Origin of the sequence: Leptolyngbya sp. 'hensonii' (assembly GCF_001939115.1) — a bacterium.
GTDB lineage: Bacteria > Cyanobacteriota > Cyanobacteriia.
Window position 1 is genome coordinate 248,225 of record NZ_MQTZ01000043.1, and the last position, 23,703, is coordinate 271,927.

The window sequence follows — 23,703 nt, forward strand, 5'->3', positions numbered from 1 at the left end:
GTCCCTAAATCCGCGTAGGCGGATTTCGTTTGTTTAGCCGCGATTGAAATCGCCTGGTTCCTCAGTAAACGGAAGCCAAAGCAGTTCGGAGTAACCCAGGTGCCGCCAAATTCGAGCTTTATGGGTTTTTCCCGTTTTGCTAAGTGGGGGATCATCCTGAAACAAGGGATAATCACCGCGAATTTTAGGCGGAGAATTTAAGTAATAAATACTCCCAGGAGGAGCCGCAAAGACTTGAGGTGCGGGGATACTTTTTGTATCATCATCCCTGTCTCGAATACGACAACTAATAGGTACTGGCTTATCAGTTGCAACACTGACTAATGAACCAGGTTGCTGATTAGTATTCACCAGATGGGCAAGTTTCCATTCCCAGGGCCATGCTCGACAGGTAGCTCTGCCCTTAGTTTCCCGTTCAAAAACACCAGGGGTCACGAGGTACGCCAGAGATCGCTTTTGATTCTTAATGTTATTGTCAAAGTTTTTCTGGGACTCCTCAGCAAGGTCTTTCCATGCCTGATCCAGGGTTTTACACCGTTCTAGTACTACCCGATGCCCTTCACCCCCCAATCGCATGATCAGAGCACGTCCGTTTGCTTGTTTTTGAAAAGCTTGATGGGTTGAGTCATCTTCATCTAGCCCGATCGCTAAACTCCAGCCCTTATGCATCCGCACTGCATTTTCCACAAAATAACCATCCGCATCCTTCACCTGACGACTCCCCGGTTCGATCGCATTATGAGGGCGTGATTCGATCGTCCAGGGCTTCTCATCCTCTCCTTCTGGCAATTTCCAGGCTTCTGCGTCTATGATGCCTGTTTTGATGTATTTGAAAACCACATCATAGGGGAGATATTGCCGATACTTGACTTCTGAACTGCCAGGACAGGGTGTATCCGAATCACGCTCATCGTCCTCATCATCGGTATGACTTCCGGGTGGCTTTACTAGTGGACAAGGTTGGGTTCTATCCCACTCTAGTTGCCCTTGCAGAGGGTGATCCGTTGCCCATGCTAACGGTAGGAGTGGTGTCTTTTTTACAAAGCTCAACGGACGCGGAAAATAAAGGGTTTGGTCATCTCGACAAAAGAAAGGTCCTTTTATGTGAAGGGTTGCGTTACTGCCTAACAAGCCTCGCAAGGCACCCGCGATCGCGTGCCCATTGGGGGGAAAGGTACTGCCAGCCCAGGCCCGTTCTCCTGGGGTAAAGGGCTTGGCATCCCGAAACATTAATACATCCAGGGGAGTAATTGTGTACCAGTATAAAGGTTGAGGTTTAATACCTGCAATTTGAGGTTCTGCAGCCGTTGCTATCATTAAACACCTCCGATTTTGATGTCACGATTGCGCAGCACAAAAGCAGCTAACTTGAGCCAGTTTTGAATCTGGCGATCGCGGTTTTCAGCCATCTTCCGTTCATCAGCATCAAATTGAGCAGTGAGCCATAAATCACTCAGAAGATTCGCCAGATGACTGCGGAATTCCTCTTGCAAAATAGGTTTATTGCTCAAAGCATCCCGCCGACTGCAGAAAGCTTGTGTCCAGGCTGCGATCGCCTCGGGTATAGGAACAGGATGCTGTGTCCACACTTCTGCTGCTTGCTCAAGTAAAGCAGGATCAATTTCAGGGTGCTGCTGCTGAAACATAATCAGTTTACGCCACTGGTTAAACACATCAAATTGAGCAGTACTTTTCAAAATATTGCCATTCCCATAAAGCACCCGGACTTGCGTGGCATCCTTTTTGGCGTAGCAAATTTTTCTATCTTTGAGTCTGCAATGGCTCTGGTATTCATGCTTTTTCGCTTCTTTTTCAGCAGCCCAAAGGTTTTCGAGAGCGATCGCCAACGGCACCGAATGATGGGCAATCACAATGCCAAAACTGATGCTGGCATTCCGCCCCATTGTGAATAGTGGACGTTTTGTAAGGGTATCTTTATCGCCTTGCCAACCCCAGTAATCACCTTCACTTTTGAAGTAGCCATTTGGGTTTTTAGTGTTGGCATAATCTTTTTGCACCCGTTCTTGTTCAGGATCACCTGTGCCTTTGAAACACTGACGAACATCCCACAGCCAGTTATCCCATTCCCAGAGGTTGGTGTAGGCTAGGACATCATCGCCACCACTGTAAATCAACCGCCCAGCATAGCGTTGCTCAGTCAGGTAGGGCACCAGTTGATTGGAAAAATCGAGCAATGCACGGGAGAGGGCGGCATGAGTCGCAGGTCCCATTCGTTTTCGGTTCTGTAAAAACTGTTCAACCCCTTCCCACTCTTCTCTGGCTTCAGGGCTGGGATACCCTTTAGGTACATACTCCTGATAAGCTCGTAGTTTGATTCCCTTAAGCCATTTGCCCATATCATCCCCATCTCCAACAGCCAAAACATACCAATCAGAGGGATTATTACTAGGGTAAAACTGACTGATTTTTGCTTGAAGATCTAATCGACAATCAGTTTTAAGCTTCCTGATTTCCTTTTGGAGCCGATCAATCTCTTGTTCATACTGAGTAGCGATACCTTTATCCTGCTCCTGATCAAGCAAAACCTGATTTTGTTTAATTTGTTCCTGCCTGCTTTTGATTTCTTCTGTTGCAGCATCTTCCGCTAGCCAGCCTGCATGAATTAAACGAGGATGATATTTCTTAGGCAGTCTATTATCATCCACATAGGGAATTCCCCATTTGCCTCTCATGGGGCTGATGGCAGCACTCGTCCATGAAATTTGCAAGATAAGATCGCACGTACTATAGAAATGTTTGTGGCGATCTACTTGAGAATTCTCGTTAATTTTCAAATGTCCCATCACCTTGAGATAACCAGCGATACCAGCCGTCAAATCAGGATAGGAAGCAATTTTATCATCAATACCAAGCACATCAGGATCAGCCAGAATCTTTTCTAACCCACGCTTCAAAACCTCAGTTGGATTAAGTTGTTCTTGTCCACTAAACCACCCCTGCTCTTGTTGCCAAAATTCACGGGTTGTAGATTCTGCTACCCAATCGACAGGATGATTTGTTTTGGGATCGTATTGCTGTGGGTGCAAAACAGATCCTATCCCTGAAACAGTTGATCGGGGACTAAACACAGAGGGCAACTTCCACGATCGGGCGTTTTTGACTCCATCTAAGTTACGACGAAGCTGATCGTAGATATATGCCCACCACAAGCCAACGTTAAACTGCCTATATGTATTTAATTCAGCCAGTGTCGGACAACTTTCTTTATTCTCAAAAGCTGAACGATTCCATGCTAGGGTTGATGGGTCAAGCGCCTCTTCAGGAATGCTTAGCTTCTGGTGTATTTGACAAAATTTATTCTGGATATCTGCCCACTCTAAAAACTTTTTCTTAAATATTTTAGTTTGTTGGATTTTTGTTGAGTTTGCTTTTTTCTCAGTGGTTAATATTGGTCCCTGCCCACGGGTTAAAGCATCGGCTCCTTCTGGATTCGGAGACTTATTTCCCAGGGGAATTGCTGTCCAATAGGTTTGCCACTGATGTTTCAGCCACTCATCCCAAAGACGCTCTTTGTTAACAGTTTTTGTTTCAGGAAATTCTTCCTCTAATTTTTTCCAAACTTTGTTACCCAGTTCTAGCCATGACTCCCGTAAGAAACCTTCTGCACAGGCAAGGGCACCTTTACCACTATGAACAGCTTCTTCAGGTAAGACTGCCACTAAAACATTCGGAAAGCCTGCTGTTAGCAACTGTTTTGGCGAAGGTTGTTTAATCCAACCTTCGAAGTCTGGCCAACGTTCTAATATCCACTTATCAATTAAAGGCTGGGCATACAAACTAGGATAAACCAGCGAGTCAGGACCATACTGTTGTGCCCATTTCCAGCAAACTTTAGCAGAAAGGTAATGCAACAACCACGAACCAGCCCAAAAATCTTGCATTTTACGGCTAGCCTTGATCATTTCCTGTACAGGAGTCATTGTAAAAATGACCAGATAGGGACGTGATTTTTGATCATTTTCTAATCCAGTCAAGGAACCTGCTAGAGCTGATACAGAACTATTGTGACTCCACACAGAACAGTCAGGAATACGAGTATCTGCAGGGAGTAAAGTTGTGTTATCACCAAATTCCTTCGCTATTGCAACAGGCAAGCAACGCCAGAGCCACCAAAACGCTTTTTGATGCTGCTCTTCAGGTGATAACCCATCTAGTAACGGAAAAAGCTGTTGGCGAATTATAGCGGTTTCTTTGGTCTTCAATTCGTTGTCTTGTTGGGTACCTGCATCAGTTCTTCCATCAAGGATTACAGATTGTGAGTTGCCTGATAGGAGATGACTGACGTGCAATCCATTCGTATGTTGGTAGTCAACATGACCGCGTTTATTATCCTGATCCCAGGAGGGGCGATCGCTGGCAGCCGCAATAAAATCAGCGTCTTTTACCCGTTTCTCCAAACTAGATGGAGTTGAATTACCGAGTTTTTGCAGTACCTCCTCCCAAATCCCCGCCTCTTTTTTGTTCTCGTAGAGACTCTTCAAGAGTGGGTCATGTAACAATCCCCAAATTTTGGCTTGCCAGAATAAGTTAGACACAGATCGAATTCCTTGCCAGAGTGGATATGCAATATGACTATATCCAGGGTGAACCAATAAATCCTAATCGTGAAAAATATTCATCTATTTTTAACGAATCGCTGATAAGCTTTTCACAGTAAGAATTTGATCGATTTCTTGCTAAAAAATCAATCTTGCCTAATCCTTGACTTCCATGGCTAAAAAGCCCAGCATCCACCCCTACGCCGATCGCAGTAGCTTCGAACGCCTACTTGTGTTAATCGCAACCTTTGTCCAATATCCGGGCATTGGGGCAGACAATCCCACCAAACCCACCGAAGACACCACCCATGATGCGCTCCAACCCGTGAAAACCCGCATGTACGAGATCGCCCAATCTCTCCAGATTACGTTACCTGATTATTCCACCCATACCTTGCGGAAAGATCTGGTCACCCTGCGACACCATGGCATCCTGGAAAAACGTACCTACCGTAGTGGCTACTACCTGGGCACCGGCGTGATGGCCAGAACTGAACTGCGCATTGCCCTGAATGCCCTGCAATCCCAGGCCAAATACCAGCAAGATCCGCAAATTACCCAGATTTATCAGGCCCTGGTGCGTCGCCTTGGTGCTCTGAAACTGGAAGAGGACTTCTTCTATCCCGTCCGTACCCACATTAATCACTCCATTGTCCCCACTGATCTGGAAACCATGATCCGTAAAGGGAAATCTCGCTTCACCCTGTTCGATAGTCTGGAACAGGTAGAGGCTGCAATTTTGCAGGGACAAGCGATCGAAATCGATCGCCAACGCAATCCTTACCAGAAGCAGAATCTGGGTAAGCTCCCGGTGTGGCCGCTGCAACTGGTTTATTGCGATGTCGCCTGGTATCTCCTCTATGAGGACTGTCGGACCGCTGGCCTTGCCTTCAGCCGCATCGATCGCTTCACCGATCACTGTCGTCTGCTGGAGCCACAACGTAGCCTCTCCCTGCAATTGGAAAAACTGCAGGCCGCCCATCGACTTCGGGAACGTGGGTGGGGGCTATTCCTGGGCAATCCCGAGGAGCAACAACAGGAACTGCAGGGGAACGCAACGCTAATTCCCGTTCAGGTGCGCTTTTTTGACAACATGGTCGATTTCATTCTGGAGGGAGAACAGCGTCATCCCAGTCAGACGCTTATTCCGAGTGCCACAAAGCTGAATGGACGACCGGAATATGTAGATTATCAGGTCAGGTTGCCTGAACGATCGTTGAATGAGTTTAGCCATTGGGTGAATAAGCACATGCACCATGCATTGGTCTTGGCCCCACAGGAATTGGTCGAGAAACATTATCAAGCCGCTTTAAAACTGGTTCAAAATTACAGATCCCTTTCAGAGCCAATGGCCTACTCTAATGGGGCGGAAACCTTCCTCTCGGAATCGCCACTACCAGAAATTCCAACCCCTGGCTGGCCTGCATCGTCATCAGCTTGATACTCTGTTCTTGGAACCTGTAATACCAGCTACTGCTGAAACTGGGGTATAGTCCGTCCCATCATGGACTGATTGCAGTACACGATCGCTATCTCATATTGACAACCAGATACATTCCAAACCCCTCGTACAATAGGGAGAATCATGTATCCGAAACGCATCGCCAAGAAACGACCTACCAAACCGCAATCCCCCATGTGCCCCTATTGCGGAGCTGTAGCGATCGTGGACGATGGCAACAAAGTTTATCAGACGACCGCACATGGCCCCATGTGGATTTGCGCCAACTATCCAGATTGTGATGCCTATGTGGGTGCTCATCCGGATGGAAAACCGTTGGGTACCCTTGCCAATGCCGAGCTTCGTCGTCTCAGGCAGCAGGTCCACAAAGCCTTCAACCCGATCTGGAAGGATGGGGCATTGAGTAGGGGAGAAGCCTACGGCTGGTTGGCTGCCGCAATGGGCCTGAACAGGCAGACGGCCCACATCGGCCAATTTGATGTGGAGCAGTGCAAACAAGCGCTCGAAATTTGTCAGGAAAAGAATGCAAACCCCTGATTAGCTGCACAGGGTTACAACCCATCTCGACAGGTCTTCCTCGATCAAAACAGATTCCTGCTGGGTTCGTCGGATTATGCTCTGAATCGCCAATGGAACTAATCAAGCCTGCGATCGTGGACTTGGGCAATGTAGGCTACCGCCTGGAAGGTTGAATCAAATCTCCCGGAATTTGCCGATCACCACATCCGAAGCAGGTGTACCGCCACCTTTACTCTTTGGCACATAGGGAACACCATACACCTCAGCCATATCACGGCGCATTTTCTCTTCCTTATCTTCTTCTTCTTCAACGATCGCTTGGGAGTTCACTTCCAGTTCCTCGTCATTGGGTTCTTTGGTTTCTTCCTCGACGATCGCTGCGAGTAAAGGTTCAGTATTAGCATCCTCTTCAGAGGTCGGAGATTCCCCTACAACAGAAATTTCCGGTTCTGCTACAAAGTCACTACCAGTCCCAGGCAAAACTTCGGGGGAAACTTCAGAGGTGCTGGTAATGCCACTGCCAATCTCAGATTTAGGTTTACGCTTACGAGTTGATGTTCCAGTAGTGCTTTTACCAGTCGCGTCCAGGAAGATCACCGTTCCCTCTAATGATTCCAACGCTTGATTTTCTTTTGCAGGTTCTTCTATGGCTGATTTGTAATACTTCCGTAAGCTGGAGATCGCCACGGTCACGCCAGAAGAGGCTGTCAGGATCTGAGCGATATCTTTGAAGTCATACCCCAGCTCAATTGCTTTTGAAATTAGCAATCTGCCCCGGATGACTGCATCCTTAACAGATGGTTTTAGCTTAGGCTTGCTAATCAGACCCCGCATGGCTGCAAAAAAGGTCTGCATTCCCTCTTCTGTCAGCATTGGATTTCTCTCGGTCTTCTGAGTATCCTGTTCCAGTGTTGTCATCTTAATTTCCCGATCGTCAATATTTGAATAAAAAGTTCATCACCAATGCCGTTGCCGATGCCTAATCCGTTGTCGTTCCATCCGATGATTCAAGGCCAAAGGACTACGCTGGTAATACCGATGCCAATCCCGTTTATAGCTGCTCTTTGGAGAGATGTGGGGACGTTTCAGTAATCGCTGAGTTTATCGAATGCTCGTTTCATCTCCAAAGCCTTGTTGAAATCCTACCAGCTACTAAACGTCTCATATTCCAGCAATTTATCGCCTCAGTAAAACTCTGGAATCTTACCTCAGTCACTCTATTACCGTACTGACTGAATTCCTCTTCTTCCTGCTCTGATAGCAACCAATGCTGCTTCTGTTTAACAGCAATCATGCTGCTCAAATTACAGAATCATTGCTACTCAAAATCGAAATAATTCCAGGTCATTTTCCCTGAATCATGCCTGCTCATCCCCTCTTTGGATCGCGTCAATCCACAATCGTGTCATGCGGTCCTTTCCTGGCGAGTTATAGCCTGTCCGACGCTAGCGCGTCGGAGTCGCCCTGGCGGGCTTGTCGGCTAAACTCGCCAAAGGGCAGGGGATACCCCCTCCCTTTGGATTCCCTCCCCGCCCCGCAGGTGACCTATCTGGGATTGCCAGGATTCTGCTACGAGATTGCTAGTAGATTTGCCAATAGATTCTGTTGTATCTGCCCTATCTGAACTCTGGAACTGCCCCAATTGAATCGTCAGAATTCCGTAAACCTGCTGTAGTATCTGATGCTTATCATTCAGTACCATGCACAATCAGCTAATGGGATTGATCCAGATGTATAGGCCCATAGCATAGGATTTTTGACTACCCGAATCAGACCCGTAACCCAAATGATTTCAAAGAATTTTCACAAATTCTCATCGCCTGATGAGGATGGGTCGTCTCCGAAACGCGATTCCGAAAGTACGAAGGACAATAGTCACCCGATTGGCAAACATGATAATGCTGCTACCGAGCAAAACTGTAATGGGACTGAGCAGGTAAACGCTACCACATCAGAGGAGACTGAGCAGATATCGTTGGAGGAATTGCTGGCACCTCTAGTACAGGATTTACGTGAGATTGCTCAGAACACACAGGACGATAAAGCCAGAGTGATTAAAGCAATCAGAGCCAGTCGTAAGACTGCTAAAACAAAAATGAGATTGGCCTCAAAGCAGTCTGCTATCCCAGATGAAATCGAGACTGTAGATGAGCTAGAAGTGGATTCGGGATGTGGGGGCAAAATTACATTCAGAGTCGATTCAAGGGAGTTAAAAGAGTTAGCACACCGTTGCTTCAACCAGGGAATGGACCAATCTGAATACATCCGTTGCTGTGTGTTTGGGTATCCCATGCCCCGACCTCGACCTGTGATGCCACAAATAAACCGTGGCATCTACATAGAGCTGGGTCGAGTTGGTAATAACCTGAACCAGCTCACCCGAGCCGTACATACCGCAATCCTGAAAGGACAGCAGCCTATTACTTCCAGAGTTAACGAAGTAATGGCAATAGTCCAGTCAACCAAGCAAAAAGTGGATGAAGTGAGACTCACGATCAGTCAGTTCATGCCCCAGCTTCAAGAAGAAGAGGAACCTTAAATGATGCAGATTTGGGATTGAAATGAGATTCAAACAAGATTAGAAAGGACAAATATCGTGATCGGCAAAATCATGAAGAACTTCTCGTTCTACAAGACTTGTGATTATGTCCTATCGAAGCAGGGTGCCAGCATTATGGGTGGCAATATGGCAGGGCGAAATCTAGAAGAACTGGTACAGGAATTCAGTATCAGCGGTAATCTCAACCGTAAGGTTAAACGACCGGTGTACCATTTTGCTCTTGCCCTATCACCGGATGAACCGCTGGATGATGAGGAGTTTATGGACCTGGGCGATCGATATGTGCACCGGATGGGTCTTGACCCATTTGAGAACCAATACATCATGGTCAGACACACAGACCAGGAACACCATCACATCCACATCATTGCCAGCCGGATTAACACCCGATCGGGTAAAGCAGTAGCAATTTGGAACGACCACTATCGTAACCAGATTATTTGCAGACAGATCGAAAGGGAATATGGACTACGCCAGATCGAATCAACTCCCATGACTGCGGGCATCAAACGAAAAATTGAACGGGATTGGAACCTGACGATGCCACCCGGCCAGGTGCAAGGCCGTAAGGCGATGCGGAGTAAGCAGCGCCAGAAACTCGACAGCACTGGCATCGGACCGGTTCAAACCCAATTACAAGATGCGATCGCCCTGGCAGCAGGAGAGAACAATGCGACTGGATTGACTATGCCGGAATTTGTCCAGCGGCTGCAGGCCAGGGGCATCAAAGTTCAGATCCGATGGGTCACGGATCGCCAGCAAACCAAAGCGACTGGGAGCCTGCATGAAAAAATACAAGGCATCAGCTATCAACTCAATGGAGTGGCTATGGCGGGTAACGACCTGGGAGCCTGGTATACATTCCCCGGATTACAGAAGCATTGGGGGGTGAATTACCAGAGCGATCGGGATGATGCCGCACTGAAAACAATCGTTCAAGCTGGGATTTCTGAGTTACCTGTTGGAGATGAACCAGTCACTCAAGCTGAGATTTCCAGATCACGCACTTGGGACTCCAATGGGATTTACCTCGATGAATTTTATGCAACTGCACAAGATTTATTGGATGACCCGGATGCAGAAACCAACGCCACAGGTGAAGAAGGAACAGAGGATACAGACGAGACTGATGATATCGAGTGGGTAGAAGATGAACCCGGATGGGAAACCCCATCTGAATTTACTCACCTGCACCAGGCAGATGAAGCGGTCATGGCCCAGTCCAATCACTTACCAGAGGATGGGGATGGTGTAACGAGTAGAGGACTGGGTGTTGACCAGGAACCCGATCGGGAAGGGGATGGTGCCCAGGGCCTGCTGGATGCAGTTGCAGTCGAAAGGCTGCTGGAGCAGCAGAGTCTGATCACAGTTGAGCCAGTGGTAGAGCAGGCACCAGAGGAGTTAGCAGTTACAGACCAGGCAGTGGCGGCTAACGCCCTGGAGGGAGAGCAGGATGCGATCGTCGATCGTCAGTCCGATACTCAGGCTGAAAGGAAACAGTCAAAGCCGGAGAAGCGGAAACCCAGGCGCGATAGGGATGAGGAAGAACGCTAAACAGGGAGACTGGCTAAATTTAGTTCAAACGAACTATCAAATAGCCCAAAATCCGTATACTACTATTGAGATGCGCCCCGGCGAGTGAGGACACACTCGACCGAGACGACTTCTCCAAAGTCCGACTACACCGAACTAGGAGCAATTTCAAGTATGCCAAAACCCAGGTACAACGAAGACAACAACGAAACTCGCCATGCCGCAACCGACGAAGAGGAGTGCGAAGATATGGCGGATACCTACAGTTGGAGTCTAAAACGAGTAGAGCCGACAGAAGACAGTATTCTGCCCGTAGACTGCGTGTTCGATGACTATTGCGAGTTTCCACCTTCCCGTATGGACTTAACGCAAGGTGATTATTTTACAGAGGGACAATAAAAATGCGTAGACTTATTCTGTTCAAAGCTGAGAAAGGTGAGATTGAAAACTATCGCCGGGAAACTGAAACACAAATCGGACAGTCGTTTTACCGTATTGCAAATGCAGGCTCAGTTCCTTCTTTGATTAACACTATTGCTGAGCATCACGACTCCAGCAGTAAGCCTGCTCCTACGGCTGGATACCGTCTTAAGGAAACTGTGCCAGAAGACCATGAATGCTTTCGAGATAGTGGATGGGAAGTTATTCGGGTAGAAGAATACACCCCAGAAATCCCACCTCCCTATGGTGCAGGGTTTGATGCGATCTGCATTTGCTACTGTGCTTATAAACCTTTGGCACCTAAAGATGCCTGGGTGAAAAAGGCTCACCGTCTTGTTCCCTCTATTGCCTCGTTTGGGGGTGATGAGAAAGCTTACCAAGCGTGGCTTGCAAGCCAGCCAGAGGAAGTACAAACTGAATCTAGATCGGTAACAGAGTGGCTGAAGACTCAAGAGAAACAGCCTACCGAGGTTTGACAACCAGCTCAATACCCGTCCTGCAAACCTGGGCAGGTATCCCTTGAGCGACGAAATACCTATGTACTACTATAAGTTAAGGGAATAATCGTCGTTGGCATCAACAAGGTAGGAGGATGTTACAAGACCCGGAAAATTTTCAGGAATTTACGATCGTGGTGAGGGCCAAAAATGAGGCTGAAGCCAGGACAAAGGCTGAAGTTGAGGCTGAGAAACTATGTGATGCTAAAACTATAGCCGTCAGTATTGGCTGCCAAAGGAAAACGAAGTCCGGCAAGTTTGTTTGCACATTGAGAATTGAGACAAGGCCATGACACAGGTTAAAACTTTCAACCCGATCCGATTGGAGGAAGGACAATTCAGAATTGCCTTAGACCTTACTTCCTTAGGGGAGCAAGCCTGGGAAGTTCTGAAGACTGCCGAACATTTGGGCTTTCCATCACCACGATTCAGGCAGGGCGAAAAATTCATGTGGGCAGTTTTAGTAGAAGAACAACATGACTTCACGACTGACTGTATAGAAGATGTACTAGCCGAGTGGGATGAAAAAGTGGATCAACTCAGAGATTCAATGGGAGAGCTTGAAAATAACCTGCTGGTGGCTGGGCGGTTCAAGCGTGATTTGATTGCATCCGCTCCATCGCACTTAGACTCTGACACATAGATGACGATCGCGATAGAAAAAGACCAATCAGCAGTACCCCAGGTACCGCTAGCGCTCCAGTTGAACCTGAACCCTGACCTCTTTAGTAGAGCGACACTTGCCGGGACGATCGGCAGAGATGGGGTGTTCGTGATCCTGAGCCTGCTGCTGCTCCGATCCCATCAGGTGCTGGTAATAGATGTCCATGTTTGTGCGATCGTGCTGGTTCTGGTTGGAGACGATGCCGAGGGACGTTTCGGTAGCGATCGGCTGGCCTGTTTTGCGATCGCAGACAGTGGCCTTGCCCTTTTTGTCCCGCTGGAAGGTGTAGTGCTGTGTGGCGTAGACCTCCTCGGAGGAGCGAGGCTGTTTTGTTCCCCGTTTGCTGGTCTCTGCTTCCCGTATTTTATCCATCATCCTGTGGCAGGTGGCGATCGCCCTGGTGCCATCGGGAGCCAAGCCGCCCAATTTGTCGAGCTGGGTTGCAGCAGGTTCCTGGCTGATCTGGTTCCAGGGGGACTGTTCCAGTGCAATCCTGGCCTGGAGCAGGGTGATCATGTCCTTGGCAGAGAGGGAGTTCTGGACTCCCGATAAGTTACCGTCTTTGTCCACAGAGATCGTCATGCGACGGCTCAGGTGGGGACAACCACGGGCGATGAGATAGCAGCAGCTACCGCCATCGGGGGTAGAGCGCTGGGCCAGAAGGAAGTCTTCCCCCCGGTACTGGTGGTGGATGGGGAATTGGGTATCTGCGCGATCGTGGGTAGGGACGGGAATGCCTCGCTCCTGCATGACCTGAAGGACTGTCGTGGCTATCAGGAAGTCAGAAATCTGCTCGAAGACCTCAATGGCTTCAAGATCGAAGGCTGGGTAGATCTGCTCGGGGTTGCCTGGGAGGGAACTGGTGTTTTCGGACTGTCCCTGCTGGTTACTACTCCCATGGTCAGGAGCACGATCGGAGTGTTCTGAAGGGAGTGTAGCTGGAGAGGAGCCTGACTCCCGGTGATCGAGGGCAGCCAGCCTGAGATCGAAGTTGGCCAGAGCCTCATCATCTCGGAGATAGGCAGCCGGGTCTTCTTCCTCTGGAACTTGTGTTGCTTCTGTTTGGGTTTGCTCTTGCTCTTGTTGGAGGTCCTGCCAGCGTTGGATCAATTTCAGCAGGAGTTGGATCAGGTCATTCTGAGCCTGGATGAAGGTGGAGATCGAAGCACTGGCCTGGGGGTCAAAAACCATGGGTTATACCTTTTGCAGAAAATCGACGGTTGACGCAACGGATTAGAGTGGGGTGCTGGCCTACTCTTCGTCTTCTTCCTGGGACCCTGGGAATAACGCTTCCATCACCTTGATCCGGGCAGCCAAATCCTCAGCTTCGGCTGCTTTCTTGGTATTGGCCTTAATTAGCTTGGCCAGTACTTTGTCCCAGACCTCACCAGAGCGGCCCATCACCTCGATATCCTGTTTCGCGACTTTGATAGAGCGTTTGAAGGGGATGGAAGCCTCGGTCTTGTTGGCGTAGGCCGGGTTGATGATGACGGCAGTACCGGCAGGCAGGCGGAGAAACTGTTCTGGGGCAAAAAGCTTGCGAGTCCGGTCTTGGTCCGCAACGCTGGTGCTGCCACCGCCCCTGCCCGATGATTTTGACTTCGACTTGTAGTTGATCTCTTCTTCACCGATGTATTTGGAGAAGTATTCAGCAGATTCCTGTTCACCAGGGTTGAAGATGAACTTGGTATTGCAACCGGAGAGAATGGCCCTGCTGGTTTCCTTGCCATAGGCTTGCTCCAACTGGGTGAAGTTCTGGAAGCCGAGGACACCACAGAAGCCATACTCGCGGCATTCGTTGAGCCAACGGACGATCGCAGGGAGCTTGATGGTGGGAAATTCGTCCAGGCTGAGGACGATCGGGTCTTTACGGGCAGGCTTGAGGTTCTTGGACATGATCATGTGGATGACTGTGGCCAGCAGGGGGGCGATCACCTCCCGGCGGTCTACATCCATACCAAAAATCAACAGTTGTTTGCCGGTCAGCTCCAGCGGGATGGTGCTCTTGCCAGTGAAGCAGGGGATGAGGGAAGGGGAGGCGAAGTTGGAGAACATAATCATGGCTGTGGAGACCACCCCAGAGATGGTCTTCTCACTGCCTGCCATCGAAAAGAGCTGGTCGAAACTCAGCCGCACCCACTCGTTCATCTGAGATAGCTCATCGTCTTTGAGTCGGTTAACCAGGTCAGGGAGAGCCAGAATCTTCTGGCACATGAGCAGGTCCGGGAATTCGGTGGACTTGGCTAGCTGCAAGGTAGCGGTAATCAACTGGTCGCCGGACATCTGGAAGAACTGGTCCCCACCTTTACCATCGCCCTGGGTGAAGTTCTTATTGAGGACCTGGGCAATCTGACGGGCCATCTCAGCGTCATTCTCATCCCGCATGAACTCCAGCAGATTGCAGACCTCACTTTCAGGGAATCCGGGAGCAAAGATCTTGACATCGTAGCCATTGGCTCTGGCATAGCCCGCCAGCCGTGCGCTTTGGGTGGGGTACTTGAAATCGTACAGGGCGAGTGGAACTCCCTGGTCGATCACACTGCGTAGAGCCGGGTCGATCATGGAGAAGGTCTTGCCGGAACCGGGGGCACCAATCACCGCAGTGCCCCGTTGCATATCGGGGAGCCAGAGGGTGGCGTGGTCACGGGTAATTTTGAAACGTTCAATTGGCTTACCTTGAAGCTGGATGGGTTCGTCAAGTTCTTCTATATCGGGTCGGTTGATGTAGAAGGAGACGGCGTTGCGCCGTTTCTCGTTGAGCTGCTGGATTGCCTTCTTGCGAGCATTACGACTTTCTACTGTTCCAGACCAGGATGCAGCCGCCAGTTTGGGTTTTCTACCGGTTTTGCCGTTGAATAGAGCCAGCGCCCCCATCAGGGTCAGACAGACCAGCAGCGATGCCCCGCTGGGGTTGATCAATAAATTCATCCCTGGCAGGGCACTGGTAATCGGGTCCTTGGTGGGGGGACGCTGAGTAATAATCTGGCTACCCATAGAAAACACCTCAAAGAAATCTCAATGCTAAAAAGGTAGTACTAAAGAATTAGTCAAGGACCAGGGGGAGCTGAAGATTGCTAGCAATAGCCCTGGCAAACTCGCTGGCGACATCAAAAAAGAGAAAGGCCAGGGAATAGGAGCCTTTGACTGAGGCACAGAGGTGATCAACATTTTCAACCGAATAGCAGACAGGACTTCTGGCCAATCGGACTTCGCTTGGAGTAACAGAAACAACGAAGCGATCTCCGGGATAAAACCTGGGATTCCAGAAGCCCTGGCGTTCCCGAACAAAACCGAGCTGCAACAATTCGCTCAAACAATCCCAAACCTCTGCAACAGGCAACTCTACTGCACGGGCTAGAGAGAGCAGGCTAACGCCATCCGACAAAACCACAACCGAATAGACTACAGAAACATTAGATCTGGTTCGGACGGGTAAGGGGGTCACTACTAGATCCATGGCCACCTCTACTGGGCTAAGGCAGAATTAGCCATCTTGGTCAGGTCGGCTTTACTGCCTTCCATCACAGCAAACACATAACGATCGACCCCCTCATCCCAGGTAATAGTCGATTCACTACAACTAGCACCGCAGAGCCAGGGTGTGAACACAGCCTGATTGCCATCGGCAAGCTTGACCATGCCGGGAGCTTCGCTGGAACGAGAACCAGACTTCAGGCTTCGATAAGTGGATTGGGACTCTGCCAGAAAAGTGCTCAGAGTGGGGTCTTCGGTGTTGCGCTTCTTCCCCGTGACATAGGCAAAGCGGCAATAAGTTGCACGACAGCCTTTTACAGTACCCAGGACGATCGAGTAGGCGTTGGGTTCACTGCGCTCCAGGGTAGCGTAGAGAACGATCGGCGTTACTGCTGCTCTGGCGTTCACCATCTTGCCCGCTGGAAGGTAAGTGGGCAGGCGTAAGGGGATTGTCACTGCCGACAACCCAGAGGAGACTGATTGAAACAGGGCAGTGGGTGTCTGAGTGGGTGGACCTGCCAGGACTGGGATTGGATGGGCCAGGGCCAGCAGAGCCAGCAGCACTGCTGCTAGCGCAGTAACACGAGTTGTTTTCATGGATTTTGTCCTCCGACTTGTTTGGGTTCTGGCATCACAACGGCACCGGGGGGCAGGGTAATGCCCAGTTGTTGGTAGGCCCAGGCTTTTTCAGGAGCGATCGGGTAAGTGACCTGATTTCCTCTTCTGCCTCTGAAAGCCAGGTCATTGCTGACCTCCTGATTCAGAGCGGCCTGGACCCTGGCGACCCCACCTGTAGCCTGAATTTCCCGCTGCAATCGCACGAGTGCAAATTGTTGGGCGATGGGTTGGGGTAGAAATGCCAGCAGGGTTTGGTAGTACTGGTTACGACCCAGCAACACCTGACACTGGCCATTACGGGTAGAAGCAATCATGGCTTCCCAATACTGCTGTGCCTCTGGTACTGCTGGAGAGCCTTCGATATACAGTTCAGGCCGGTATTGGTTCACGGCGATGTAGTAGTAGCTGGTTGCTGGCTGTTTGACCTGGGCCAGGATGTAGTGGTCCGGGTATTGTTTCAGTGCAGGTAAGCAGGGGAAAAGGGCAGCGGGGAAAGTAGGATTCGTACTTTGGGCCAGCACCGCTTCATTGCAGAGGTGCAGCGAGATCGCGGCAATGGTACTGCCAAGGAATAGCAAAATTCTGACTCTGGTTTGGTGGGACATCATTCCTCCTAAGAATGCATATGAGGGACACCGGCTTTGTTGGGGCTGATGTGGTTGGCATCGTTGCCGAGATTGGTTTCAAAATGAACGTGGTCGCCAAAGGAGCAGCCTGAGTTTCCCTGGATGGCGATCGCCTGCCCACATTTGACGCTCTGACCTGCTTTGACAAGAGGTCTGGCATTGTGCCCATAGAGGGTTAACCAGCTATTGGGGTGACGAAGGACGACGAAGTTGCCATAGCCTCCACCACAGCCGCAATCCGTCGAGTTAGGACAGGTTGTACGGGTTTCATCGACCACCCCATCGGCAGCGGCATAGACTGTAGCTCCAGCGTTTCCAGCAATGTCGATGCCCATGTGGACATGGGGGGGCGGACCACCGTGGGGATATTCGCCAAAGGGATGGGTTTGAATACCTCCCGGTAGAGGGTCACACCATCCATTCACGGGAGCCTGATTGCTACTGCCACAGCCTGAAGCAGCAGATTGATTAGAGGGTTGAGGCTGGTTGGCGGTTGCATCCTGTCCTGTGGCCTGAGGCTGGTTGGAATTAGCTGCTGCCTGTTGGGCTTGACTGATGGCTTTGTAGTAGGTTGTGGCATCTGATGCCACGCAGCTATGACAACCATTGCTGCTGGAGTCTCCGGGGTTGACCATATCCCTGGCTCTGTAGAAGCCACTGGTGCCACTACCGGGAGGGATGTACTGGTTCAAAGGCCCGTTTTCGGTGAATCCGCCTATCTTCATACCGTGGCACATGATTTTGGCTGCAAGGGCCGGGTCAGCAGCCTGATTGGGGTTGCTGACCAGATCCACACCTGTCCACTGGGAGGCTTTCCTGTAGTTATCGATTCCAGTCAGCTGGCCATAGCCCCGACCGTGATAGCCGGTGCAATCCGAGGAACAGGCCGTAGCAGCGTTCTCTGTCATGGCTGCCCCCATGGAGGTCTCAACTTGCATCGTGCCCATAATGTAGGCAAGTTGGGCGGAGTCTGTAATTCCTTCGGTCAGGCAGGCTGAGAGGACTCGGGGAACAGCTTGGGCCGCAGCCGACCTCATAGCCGAGGGAGCGGCATTGATAATCGCCTGGGAGATCGCCTGTTGCTGGGTAGAGAGGACGGGGATAGAGGAACCGATATCACAGGTATTGTTACCTCCAGACCCGTTGTCGGAATAGAAGCCTGGGAGTGCAGGAGCCTGTCCCACATAGGCCCCAGGTTCTGACATGACAAAGGTCTGGCCTTCCTTGAGGGAGGAGATCGGGATTTCCAGGCCGTTGTAAGCAGAGCAGGTGAGGCCCTCAAAGGGGAGGGTGGCGCAGAAGCGGAAGGCGATCGATGCCTGCACCGTTCCAACTGCTTCAGAAGTGTGACGCAACACCACCCGCACGGCAGGACCATAGGGATGGGAGCCAACTGGACCTGTAGAGCCGAACAGATTGCAGAGGGAGCCAAAGCAATCGGGTCCCTGCTGGTCCCCGGTCATCCAGGCATACCCTGTGTACTTGCCCGAACCCATATCGATAATTTCGACATGGGAGCAGTTCTGGGTGCAGCTTAGAGGCTGAAGAGTCAAGGTTTGGTCTGGCATGGTGCCAGAGACCGCCCGGGTGCGGTTGGATTCTTGGGGACCGAGCATCACATCCATGCGGATGGGGATGGCAGCAGGAATCAGGGTCAGGGGTTGGGGCAGACTGGCAACGGGAATATGGGTCAGTCCCGGCACTCCGGCTACAGGCACCTGGGCTGCACCTGGAATCAGGCTGAACGTGGTCTTCGATAGCCCCGGAATTCCCTGGTCCAGGGATAGGGTGGAGAGCAGTTTCGGGTCAATCTGGGTCAGCTTCATGGCACTCAGACCTGGTATGGACTGCATCGCATCGGCAACTTTGAGATCTACCAGTCCCGAACGTTGCAGTAGCTGATTCCAGTTGTCCGTTGCCAATTGAGAGGGGTCAATTCCCTGAGCCTGTAGAGCTGCGATTCCCATAGCCGGAGCATCTGACAATTTCAGATCCCCCAGATTAGGAATACCCTGAGCAAAGTTGCCCAGGGGCAGTTGCTTGAACCCACCGATGTCGTTCAATGAGATTGAGTTGAGGTCAATGCCACCCAGAGCAGCGGTGGTTGCAAAATCCAGACTCTCGGTGCCGAAGGCAGAGCCGATCGGGAGGATCTGACCCACAGGCACCCATTGCCCGATCGCTGGTTGCAGGTCAGACAGGTCGATCAGGGGAGAGATCTGGGTCAGCTTGCCGAGCAGGTCTGGAGTAAGTTGGATAGGGGGGAAGTTGCGGATCGTCAAGCCGTTGATATCAAGCACAGAAACGGGAATCTGTCCCCCTGTGGTATTGAAAAGCTGCTGCCCGAGCGGCATGGAGGACTGTGCCCAGACTGGGGAAGGCAGGGGCAAGACCAGCAACAGAGCCAGTAACCAGGTCAGGAGGATTTGACGCAGACGCATCAGGGCTGACCTCCCCACTGGTAGAGCTGCTGGAGTTGGGCTTCTGAGATGCCGATCGCTCCTGCAGCCCTCTGAATATCCGCATCCGTTTGGGCGGTGCCGAAGAAACGATTCCACAGCTCCAGATCATGACTGCTGAGCAGGTTCTGCGTCTTGGCCACCTCCAGGCCCTTCCACAACTGCAATAAGCGAGTGCTGGTAGCAGCATCCGTTGGGGCCAATATAGGGGAAGTTGTAGAACTGACCTGTCTGGGTGCAACAGGTAATTTCGGTTTGGCCACCATACTGTCTGGGACGATCGCGATCGCCAGGTAAGGCGAATCGGTGACTCCCAACTGAACCCGGAACTGATAGAGCTTGCGGATGCTGCCTGCCGTGGTAATCACGGTCAGCAGGGTTTCGTTGGTGTTTCTGGCGGCGTCTGGCAGGTTAAGGCCCAGGTTCAGGGGGCTGGCCAGTTGGCGCAAGCGGATGACTGAGGCTCCTGCTGCTGCCGGGGTGGAACCGTCAGCCATTAAGGGACTATCGGTGTCCAGGACCACCCGTGACGGGTCACTTAACCAGACCTTGCGAATGGCCTCACCAGTCTGGATGAAGTTGATGTTCAACCCATAGACCGGCGATAGTTTCAGAAGGGGCACAGCCCCACCATTACTGGCCTGGGCCTGAGAAGTGGTGAGACGATAGACCGATTGGGCCAATGTCCTACTAGAGTGGAATAGCAGCCCCAGACATGCTGCTGTTCCTATGACAGCGAGATGACGTTTCAACATGACGGGTGACTCCTAAAGGGAAATCGTCTGGTTGACGAACAGTTGCAGGGACTTGCCCTTGGGGATGTAGAACACATCGGGTTGGGCCATGATTTGCTGCACAGCAGCCTCATTACGCTTTTTCAACGTGTCAGCAAAGGCTCCAAATCCCTGACTCATAGCGGCCCCCAGGTAGTTGGGTGGTGGGGTGGTGGAGGTCGTGGTCGTGGTCCCGTTTGTACTCACGGAAGATGAGCTGCTTGCCTGGTTCATGACTGTGCCAATGCCGGAAAGGGCAGAGGTGAGGATCAAGGTTGTGTCCAGTCCTGCAATTTGAGCACCTTTATCGAATCTGTCGGCGACGATCGCGCTCCCTTCTGGCCCCCGGAGGGTGATTGCGCTGGTGGGAGGGTTGTACTCTTTGTTGTTGATGATGATGGCCACCACATCCATAGTGGCCAGACCCGTCTTCTTCTCCAGAGGACGGATGACACTCACCAGCAGAGCACCTTGAGGAATGGCGATCGAGCCATCTGTAAAGCGCAATGGCTCTTCCAGTTGAACGATGAATTTGGGAGCGGCGTCCGTTCCCCCAAAGCTGGGGGCATCCCCACTATTGGCCCAGACCGCATCAGTCAGGAGGGTGGCTCTGGAACGGGTGCCCACCAGTAGAACACGGTTCGAGAGTCTATCTGGCGTTGGAGGTACCCCGATCTGGCTATAAGCCTGTTCTGTCTGGCTGGATAATCCACCCAGGTAGGACACTAGTGAGGAAGCCGATTGCTGAGAGGGTTGGGCCATTGAACTCCCCCCACCCTGACCAGAGGGTTGTGCTCCAGTTACAGGAGCTGACACTGCTGGAACTGTTGGTGCCATAGCGACCTGAGCAGGTACTGGTGGGACCATCCCATAGCTGCCTGCCTGAGAGAGCCGTTTCCACTCCTGGTCCGGGTCTACAGGGATTGGGATCTGGTTAGGGGCAATGGGAGTAGAAGCCACCGCAGGAACTGTCGATACAGGGACGGTCTGATAAGCTGGTCTGGGAGCAGGGACAGGCGGTGGCAAGGCAGTTGGAGTCGTTGTCGGTACAGCCAGAGTTTTAGGTGGAGTCGTGCCTGCCGATCCGGGAGTACCGGAGAGGTTCCCCTGCTTTAATCGTTCGTTGAGTTGGGTCAGGTCTTTGTCCTGATTGGCCAGTGCTGCTGCGGTCTTGTACTCACCAGGTACCATCTGGTCTTTAGAGTCAGACAGTGCCCCCTGAGCAGGTTCAGGTTCTGCTGGGGCTGGGGCAGGAGCGCCAGAAGTGTTCCTGGCCGTCACATGACCCTTGCTAGAGGTAAGGGTCATCAGTAATGTCCCTGCGAGCAGGAAAATGGCTCCCGAAGCAACCCCAACCAGCAGGAGCTTGGAAAGGGGGTTCTGGGTTGCACTATGGCGGGTTCTGGTGGCAAGGATATCGGGAATGTCGTCCTCATCGTCCTCTTCCGCTTCTGCCACAAGTTCCGTAACTTCAGAAAGTTCAACTGCTTCCTGATGGCGATCGCCCTGAGGGGTGAGAGATGGATCATGAGGGTCCGATGCAGTCACCAGACGCTCGAACTGCTGCATGAGCTGTACATCAGCGCCGGGGATGGTGGTTGTCTTGCCGTTGTCGTTTTCAAGTATGGTTGCCATGGTGTACCTCAATGCAGTTCTGGTGAAGTCAGGGTGGTCATGGCATAGATTTCCAGTCCAGCCTGCCGGATGTCTGCGACGAGCCTCTCCAGGTCAGAACTCTGGGAACTGGTGTGGGGAGGGATGACTGCTCGTACATACACATCCTTGTTGAAGGGGATGGCTTCTCCAACCTGGGTGCCCCGATTAAAAGTGACGAGGTTAGCAATCAAAGAAACCTTCCACTTGCCTGGTTGGATGGGCTTGACTTCTGTGATCTCTTTGGGGACGAAGATGACCTCCATCTGTCCTGAGAACACCTGCGCTGGAGTCAGCTCGGCCAGCTTCTGGAGTAAGGCAGGGCGAAAGTCCTCGGATAGGGCCAGGGAAGACTGCCAGGTGGAAGAAGCGACCTTGAATGTTCTGCCGTGGTTATGGACTTCCATACCCGTATCAGCGACTGTGAGCCGCTTACCGTCTGGTTGGGAAACGTTTACCCTGCCTGTCCAGGACATCAGGAGGGTCATCGTCTCGATCGTGAAGCGGCGAATGACTGGCTCGGTGCGTTCCTGACTGCCCATCTCGGCTGTAGAGATAGCAGAACCATCCGCCAGTTGGACCAGGCTGGGAGCCGGTTTGTTCACCATGGCAATGACATAAACCAGGGTGCCGATTTGGAGCAGGAAAACACCTGACAACCCAATTAAGGTAAAGAGTACAGTCAGCCCTAAGACATCACGCTGTTGTTTCTGGCGCTGCATCGCGCCTTGGGCCTTAAATCGAATTGATTGCATAAAGACTTTCCTGCTTAAATCACTCGAACTGCGAGAGAGAGGATGCTGCCTGCGGCAGCGGACATGGCATCAAACACTTTCATGCCCCCACCTGCGGCCATGGCCAGAGCGAGGATGGGGGCTGCGATGCCTAAGGTCATGCTCACAAGCACGGGATCTTCTCCGGCCCCGTACATCGCAGCAGTGGCTACCCCGCTAACCACGTTGAGGCAGAGCTTGCACAACCCCACGGACCAGAAGGCGGTTAACCACAGGACGATCGGCTTGCCACCGGCGTGAGTAGGGAGCAGGGTAGCTCCCACAGCGATCGGTCCCAGCAGGGCGGTGATCAGCATAGACATCTCGATCAGGTACTGGAAGACGGCCTGTACCAGGAGTGAGACGGCTTCAATCACCATCAAAACGGGGGATAAGGTCAGCCTGGAGGTAGCATTAATGGCCTGCTGGACGGACTCTGCCGGATTGCTCCAGGCCGTATCAAACAGGGTGGTTGCCTGGTCGGCGAAGGCTCCAACGGGAAACTGCTGCCTGTACTCATCGATGATTTGTTGGGCCTGGGCTTTGGTATTGTCCAGACAGGACTGTAGGGCTTCGGTGCCGACTTCAGCATTACAGCGGGAGCGCAGTTCCTGTAATCGACTGCTCAGACCGGAATAGGAAGCAACTTCAGCAATCTTCTGGTCTACCTCCAGGGTCTGGTTCATCAGCTGGGTGGCCTGGGCGTTGAAGGAATTGATCAGCGATCGCATGCCGGTGGTGAGTCCGGCGATGTTCATATCGCCTGGACCCCGCAGTAGGAGCATGACGAGGATGACCCAGATGAACTCTGGTGCTGGTCGCATCCCTTCATCGTTCAAGAGGGCTCGTACCCAGGTGATGGCCCAGAACAGGAGGCAGAAGACGGCAATGGCAGAAGCAATGGCTAGGAGGACGGTATAGACGCTGGTTTGAGCCGTGTTCACGGTCTTTTCCCAGACACTGTCCCAGGCGGTCTGGATGAGTCGAGAGGCTGCCGCCCTTTGACTGCCAATAAACTGGCCTGTCGAATTGGTCCCCAGGGAAGCGGGGTCGATTAATTGGGCGGCCAGGAGCGATGGGTGAAACATGAGT

Annotated in this window: 20 protein-coding genes; 7 read left to right on the forward strand and 13 right to left on the reverse strand. The window is 51.6% G+C overall.

Going from position 1 to position 23,703, the window contains the following annotated elements; translation table 11 throughout:
* Positions 1–33 precede the first annotated feature (33 nt).
* Positions 34–1,317, reverse strand: a complete 1,284-nt coding sequence (locus tag BST81_RS16770) for a type III-B CRISPR module-associated Cmr3 family protein (RefSeq protein ID WP_075599641.1) — start codon at positions 1,315–1,317, stop codon at positions 34–36.
* Positions 1,317–4,556 carry a type III-B CRISPR-associated protein Cas10/Cmr2 gene (gene cas10, locus BST81_RS16775; RefSeq protein ID WP_075599642.1) on the reverse strand — a complete coding sequence of 1,080 codons (3,240 nt, stop codon included), beginning with the start codon at positions 4,554–4,556 and terminating at the stop codon, positions 1,317–1,319. The genes BST81_RS16770 and cas10 overlap by 1 nt, the downstream gene beginning before the upstream one ends.
* A 175-nt stretch (positions 4,557–4,731) precedes the next feature.
* On the opposite strand from cas10, the gene BST81_RS16780 reads away from it, so the two are divergent.
* Positions 4,732–6,000 carry a WYL domain-containing protein gene (locus BST81_RS16780; RefSeq protein ID WP_075599643.1) on the forward strand — a complete coding sequence of 423 codons (1,269 nt, stop codon included), beginning with the start codon at positions 4,732–4,734 and terminating at the stop codon, positions 5,998–6,000.
* Positions 6,001–6,144: 144 nt separating this feature from the next.
* Positions 6,145–6,558, forward strand: coding sequence for a zinc-finger-containing protein (locus tag BST81_RS16785; RefSeq protein WP_216351370.1), 414 nt, complete (start codon positions 6,145–6,147; stop codon positions 6,556–6,558).
* 156 nt (positions 6,559–6,714) lie between these two features.
* On the opposite strand, the gene BST81_RS16790 is transcribed toward BST81_RS16785, so the two are convergent.
* Positions 6,715–7,458 (reverse strand): hypothetical protein, encoded by a 744-nt coding sequence (locus BST81_RS16790; RefSeq protein WP_075599644.1) that lies wholly within the window; start codon positions 7,456–7,458, stop codon positions 6,715–6,717.
* Between the two features lie 868 nt (positions 7,459–8,326).
* Here BST81_RS16790 and mobC point away from each other — a divergent pair.
* From mobC to BST81_RS16825, 5 genes are all read left to right on the forward strand, one after another.
* A complete protein-coding gene (gene mobC / locus BST81_RS16800) occupies positions 8,327–9,079 on the forward strand; it encodes a plasmid mobilization relaxosome protein MobC (protein ID WP_075599646.1) in 753 nt (250 codons plus the stop codon).
* A gap of 72 nt (positions 9,080–9,151) precedes the next feature.
* Positions 9,152–10,654 (forward strand): relaxase/mobilization nuclease domain-containing protein, encoded by a 1,503-nt coding sequence (locus tag BST81_RS16805; RefSeq protein WP_143780375.1) that lies wholly within the window; start codon positions 9,152–9,154, stop codon positions 10,652–10,654.
* A 153-nt stretch (positions 10,655–10,807) separates the two neighbouring features.
* Positions 10,808–11,032, forward strand: coding sequence for a hypothetical protein (locus BST81_RS16810; RefSeq protein WP_075599648.1), 225 nt, complete (start codon positions 10,808–10,810; stop codon positions 11,030–11,032).
* 2 nt (positions 11,033–11,034) lie between these two features.
* Positions 11,035–11,550, forward strand: a complete 516-nt coding sequence (locus BST81_RS16815) for a hypothetical protein (protein WP_075599649.1) — start codon at positions 11,035–11,037, stop codon at positions 11,548–11,550.
* A 310-nt stretch (positions 11,551–11,860) separates the two neighbouring features.
* Positions 11,861–12,214: a hypothetical protein gene (locus BST81_RS16825; RefSeq protein ID WP_075599651.1), complete on the forward strand. Its 354-nt coding sequence runs from the start codon at positions 11,861–11,863 to the stop codon at positions 12,212–12,214.
* Positions 12,215–12,262: 48 nt separating this feature from the next.
* Here BST81_RS16825 and BST81_RS16830 read toward each other — a convergent pair whose 3' ends face one another.
* Genes BST81_RS16830 through BST81_RS16875 form a run of 10 tightly spaced genes read right to left on the reverse strand, consistent with a single transcriptional unit; the run spans position 12,263 to position 23,699 of the window.
* Entirely contained in the window at positions 12,263–13,426 is a 1,164-nt protein-coding gene (locus BST81_RS16830) for a hypothetical protein (RefSeq protein ID WP_075599652.1), read from the reverse strand.
* Between the two features lie 60 nt (positions 13,427–13,486).
* The gene (locus BST81_RS16835) at positions 13,487–15,229 is read right to left on the reverse strand and encodes a type IV secretion system DNA-binding domain-containing protein (protein WP_075599653.1); all 1,743 of its coding nucleotides are present in this window, start codon (positions 15,227–15,229) and stop codon (positions 13,487–13,489) included.
* Positions 15,230–15,278: 49 nt separating this feature from the next.
* Positions 15,279–15,692: a hypothetical protein gene (locus BST81_RS16840; protein ID WP_075599654.1), complete on the reverse strand. Its 414-nt coding sequence runs from the start codon at positions 15,690–15,692 to the stop codon at positions 15,279–15,281.
* Between the two features lie 8 nt (positions 15,693–15,700).
* Positions 15,701–16,306, reverse strand: coding sequence for a hypothetical protein (locus tag BST81_RS16845; RefSeq protein WP_075599655.1), 606 nt, complete (start codon positions 16,304–16,306; stop codon positions 15,701–15,703).
* Entirely contained in the window at positions 16,303–16,935 is a 633-nt protein-coding gene (locus BST81_RS16850) for a hypothetical protein (protein WP_143780376.1), read from the reverse strand. Before BST81_RS16850 ends, BST81_RS16845 begins: the two co-directional genes overlap by 4 nt.
* Before the next feature lie 5 nt (positions 16,936–16,940).
* Entirely contained in the window at positions 16,941–19,394 is a 2,454-nt protein-coding gene (locus BST81_RS16855; RefSeq protein WP_075599657.1) for a peptidoglycan DD-metalloendopeptidase family protein, read from the reverse strand.
* Positions 19,394–20,167 (reverse strand): hypothetical protein, encoded by a 774-nt coding sequence (locus BST81_RS16860; RefSeq protein ID WP_143780377.1) that lies wholly within the window; start codon positions 20,165–20,167, stop codon positions 19,394–19,396. Before BST81_RS16860 ends, BST81_RS16855 begins: the two co-directional genes overlap by 1 nt.
* A gap of 12 nt (positions 20,168–20,179) precedes the next feature.
* Entirely contained in the window at positions 20,180–21,820 is a 1,641-nt protein-coding gene (locus BST81_RS16865) for a TrbI/VirB10 family protein (RefSeq protein ID WP_075599659.1), read from the reverse strand.
* 8 nt (positions 21,821–21,828) lie between these two features.
* On the reverse strand, positions 21,829–22,593 hold the full coding sequence (locus BST81_RS16870) for a hypothetical protein (RefSeq protein ID WP_075599660.1): 765 nt from the start codon (positions 22,591–22,593) through the stop codon (positions 21,829–21,831).
* Between the two features lie 14 nt (positions 22,594–22,607).
* The gene (locus BST81_RS16875; RefSeq protein WP_075599661.1) at positions 22,608–23,699 is read right to left on the reverse strand and encodes a hypothetical protein; all 1,092 of its coding nucleotides are present in this window, start codon (positions 23,697–23,699) and stop codon (positions 22,608–22,610) included.
* Positions 23,700–23,703 lie beyond the last annotated feature (4 nt).